This is a genomic window from Microbacterium sp. UBA3394, assembly GCF_002358725.1.
GTDB lineage: Bacteria > Actinomycetota > Actinomycetes > Actinomycetales > Microbacteriaceae > Microbacterium > Microbacterium luteum.
Window position 1 is genome coordinate 1 of sequence record NZ_DEPK01000091.1, and the last position, 3,104, is coordinate 3,104.

Below are 3,104 nucleotides of genomic sequence, written 5' to 3' on the forward strand. Positions count from 1 at the left end.
GCAGGGTCTGTGGGGGCGATGTTGAATGACGGCGCGGGAAGATCGTCGCCTTCCACGTCGACGCGCAGAACGCCGACGAGCTCGGATCCGACATTCGCGACGACGAACCTTCCGCACATGCCGCCAGCCTACGCGCGGCCGACGACACCGCTCACGAGTCGACGACCCCCGCCTCGCGCAGGCGCCGGAGCAGCCCCGCGCCGTGCGATGCGGAGACCCACGGGACAGATGCCGCCGTGTGGTCGTTGACGGCGGTGCGGCCGCCGGCGAGAACGGCCTCGGTGGGTGACAGGCGCCGGATGGCGACCGCGGCGACGTTGCCGGGGTGCTCGCTGGCGAACCGCGTGTAGATCTCATCGTCGTGCTGGCCGTCGTCGCCGATCAGGAGCCACGTGATGTCGGGAAACTCCGCCGCGAGCCGCCGGAGGTTCTCCGATTTGTGCAGCTGGCCGCTGCGGAACCAGCGGTCGTGCGTGGGTCCCCAGTCGGTGAGCAGGGTCGCCCCGGGCGGGTAGAGGTGACGCCGGAGGAATCGCATGAGCGTCGGTGCGATGTTCCACGCACCCGTCGACAGGTACACCACGGGGATCCCCGGTCGATCGCGCACGAGGGTCTCCAGCAGAACCGCCATGCCGGCGACCGGCTGCCGAGCATGCTCGTCGACCACGAACGAGTTCCATGCGGCCAGCAGGGGCCGCGGGAGCGCGGTGACCATGACGGTGTCGTCGACGTCCGAGACGACACCGAAGCGCACATCCGGACCGACGACGAAGACCCGCGTCTCGACGGGCTCGCCGCCCTCGACCGACATCATGAAGGTCTGCCACCCCGGGGCGAGGGATGCGGGCAGCACGGTGTCGATCACGCCGCCGCGATCGGCGACGACGTCGTGCGTCACGCCGCCGATGTCGACGCTCACCTGGGCGAAGCCGACGGGCACGGCCACGAAGCTGCGCCAGCCGCGCACGCCGCCGTACTCGCCGTCGCTCGGAGGAGTCCGCGGCGGCACGATGAGCACGCGCCCGAGCACGCGGACCCAGTCGGTGCCGCCGTACCCGGGGAACGGCGTCACCGTCGGGCGCTGCCCGCGCTGACGAGCCCGGCGCTCGCGCCAGGCGTGGAAGCGCCGCTCCCACCGGGCCAGCCACAGGACTTTCGGACGGACGGGATCCTCGGTCGGGGCGGCCATACCCCTCAGTCTTCCACGCGATGCGCGCCCGGGACCGCTGTCGAGCCGGTGCCGTCGTCCGCGAGGTGCTTGCGTTCGACGCGTTCGATGACCTTCTTCGCGACCAGGACGAGAACCAGGAACACGACGATGACGCCGACGAAGAGGTAGCCGGCGTAGTGGAGGCGGTCGGCGAGTTCGCGATAGGTGCCGGCCGCGGCGGACGACACCGAGACGTACAGCGCCGCCCACACGATGCAGGCGGGCGTGGTCCAGGCGAGGAAGCGACCGTATCGGTAGCCGCTCATCCCCACGGTCAGCGGCACCAGCGAGTGCAGCACCGGGAGGAAGCGCGACAGGAAGATCGCGGGGCCGCCCCGGCGGCGCAGGTAGCGCTCCGACCGCATCCAGTTCGCCTCGCCGATGCGCCGTCCCAGACGGGAGTGACGGATGCGGGGCCCGAGGTAGCGGCCGAGCCAGAAGCCGATGCTCTCGCCCGCCAGCGCACCGATGACGACGACGGCCCCGAGCGTGAGCCCCTCCCAGATGCTCGAGACCGCCGTTCCGGCGACGATGACGATGGTGTCCCCGGGCACGATCAGACCGATCAGCACGCTCGTCTCGAGCATGATCGCGATGCCCGCGAGTGCGGTTCGCAGCACCGGATCCACCGACTGCACGGCGTCGAGGATCCAGGTGAGCACGTCGTTCACCCGATCGAGACTACGTCGGACGCCTCGCGAGGAGGTGTGAAATCCCCGTCGCTCGGAGCAGGCCTTCAGGATGCGCGGGCTCGCGCGGCGGCCGGATGAGGTTCCGGTAACCTGAAAGACGCGTTCCGCGCGCCCCCGTACTCCGCGATTGGTTCTCCTGTGTCACAGCACTCTCCCTTGGACAGCCCTGCTTCCGACGACGGAAGCGGCTTCGATGCCCACGCCGTCGAGCGCAAGTGGCAACAGCGGTGGGAACAGGCCGACCCCTTCAAGGCGGGTGGCCCCGAGGACACGCGTCCGCGCAAGTACGTGCTCGCCATGTTCCCCTACCCGTCGGGCGACCTGCACATGGGTCACGCGGAGAACTACCTCTACTCGGACATCGTGGCGCGCTTCTGGCGTCACCGCGGCTACAACGTGCTCAACCCGATCGGATGGGACTCCTTCGGCCTGCCCGCCGAGAACGCCGCGATCAAGCGCGGCGCGGACCCGCGGGAATGGACGTACGACAACATCGCCCAGCAGAAGGCCGGTTTCCGTGCCTACGGCGTCTCGTTCGACTGGAACCGCGTCCTCCACACGAGCGACCCGGACTACTACCAGTGGAACCAGTGGCTGTTCCAGCGTCTTCACGAGCGGGGGCTCGCATACCGCAAGGATGCCGCCGTCAACTGGGACCCGGTGGATCAGACCGTGCTCGCCAACGAGCAGGTGCTTCCCGACGGCACATCCGAGCGCAGCGGTGCGGTGGTGGTCAAGAAGAAGCTCGAACAGTGGTACTTCAAGATCACCGACTACGCCGACCGGCTCCTCGACGACCTGAATCAGCTCGAAGGGCGCTGGCCGCAGAAGGTCATCCGCATGCAGCGGAACTGGATCGGGCGATCTGTCGGAGCCGACATCGATTTCGAGATCGAAGGGCACCCGGGGAAGGTCACCGTCTTCTCGACGCGCCCGGACACCCTCCACGGGGCGACCTTCTTCGTCGTCGCACCGGAGAGCGAGCTGGCGGCTCAGCTGGCTGCCGGAGCCTCGGCCGACGTGCGGCAGCGCTTCAGCGACTACGTCGAGTCGGTCGGTCGTCAGACCGAGATCGAGCGTCAGTCCACCGATCGGCCGAAGACCGGCGTCTTCCTCGAGCGCTACGCCGTCAACCCCGCCAACGGCGAGCGCCTTCCGGTGTGGGCCGCGGACTACGTGCTGGCCGACTACGGCCACGGCGC

The 3,104-nt window shown here is 69.2% G+C and carries 3 protein-coding genes and 1 pseudogene; 1 reads left to right on the forward strand and 3 read right to left on the reverse strand.

The annotated features are described in order from the left end of the window. From B4E30_RS16535 to B4E30_RS05570, 3 genes and pseudogenes are all read right to left on the reverse strand, one after another. Window positions 1-119, reverse strand: a pseudogene (locus B4E30_RS16535) (SOS response-associated peptidase); the annotation flags it as partial. Between the two features lie 32 nt (window positions 120-151). Then, window positions 152-1,189, reverse strand: coding sequence for an App1 family protein (locus B4E30_RS05565; RefSeq protein WP_286793889.1), 1,038 nt, complete (start codon window positions 1,187-1,189; stop codon window positions 152-154). A 5-nt stretch (window positions 1,190-1,194) separates the two neighbouring features. Beyond that, window positions 1,195-1,881 carry a DedA family protein gene (locus B4E30_RS05570; RefSeq protein ID WP_286793891.1) on the reverse strand — a complete coding sequence of 229 codons (687 nt, stop codon included), beginning with the start codon at window positions 1,879-1,881 and terminating at the stop codon, window positions 1,195-1,197. Window positions 1,882-2,058: 177 nt separating this feature from the next. On the opposite strand from B4E30_RS05570, the gene B4E30_RS05575 reads away from it, so the two are divergent. Further along, a partial coding sequence (locus B4E30_RS05575; RefSeq protein ID WP_286793893.1) for a class I tRNA ligase family protein occupies window positions 2,059-3,104 on the forward strand: 1,046 nt, incomplete at its 3' end.

Bases quoted from the DNA above. Each gene is read 5' to 3' on its own strand.
- B4E30_RS05565 (WP_286793889.1), bottom strand. From the start codon at position 1,189: ATGGCCGCCCCGACCGAGGATCCCGTCCGTCCGAAAGTCCTGTGGCTG.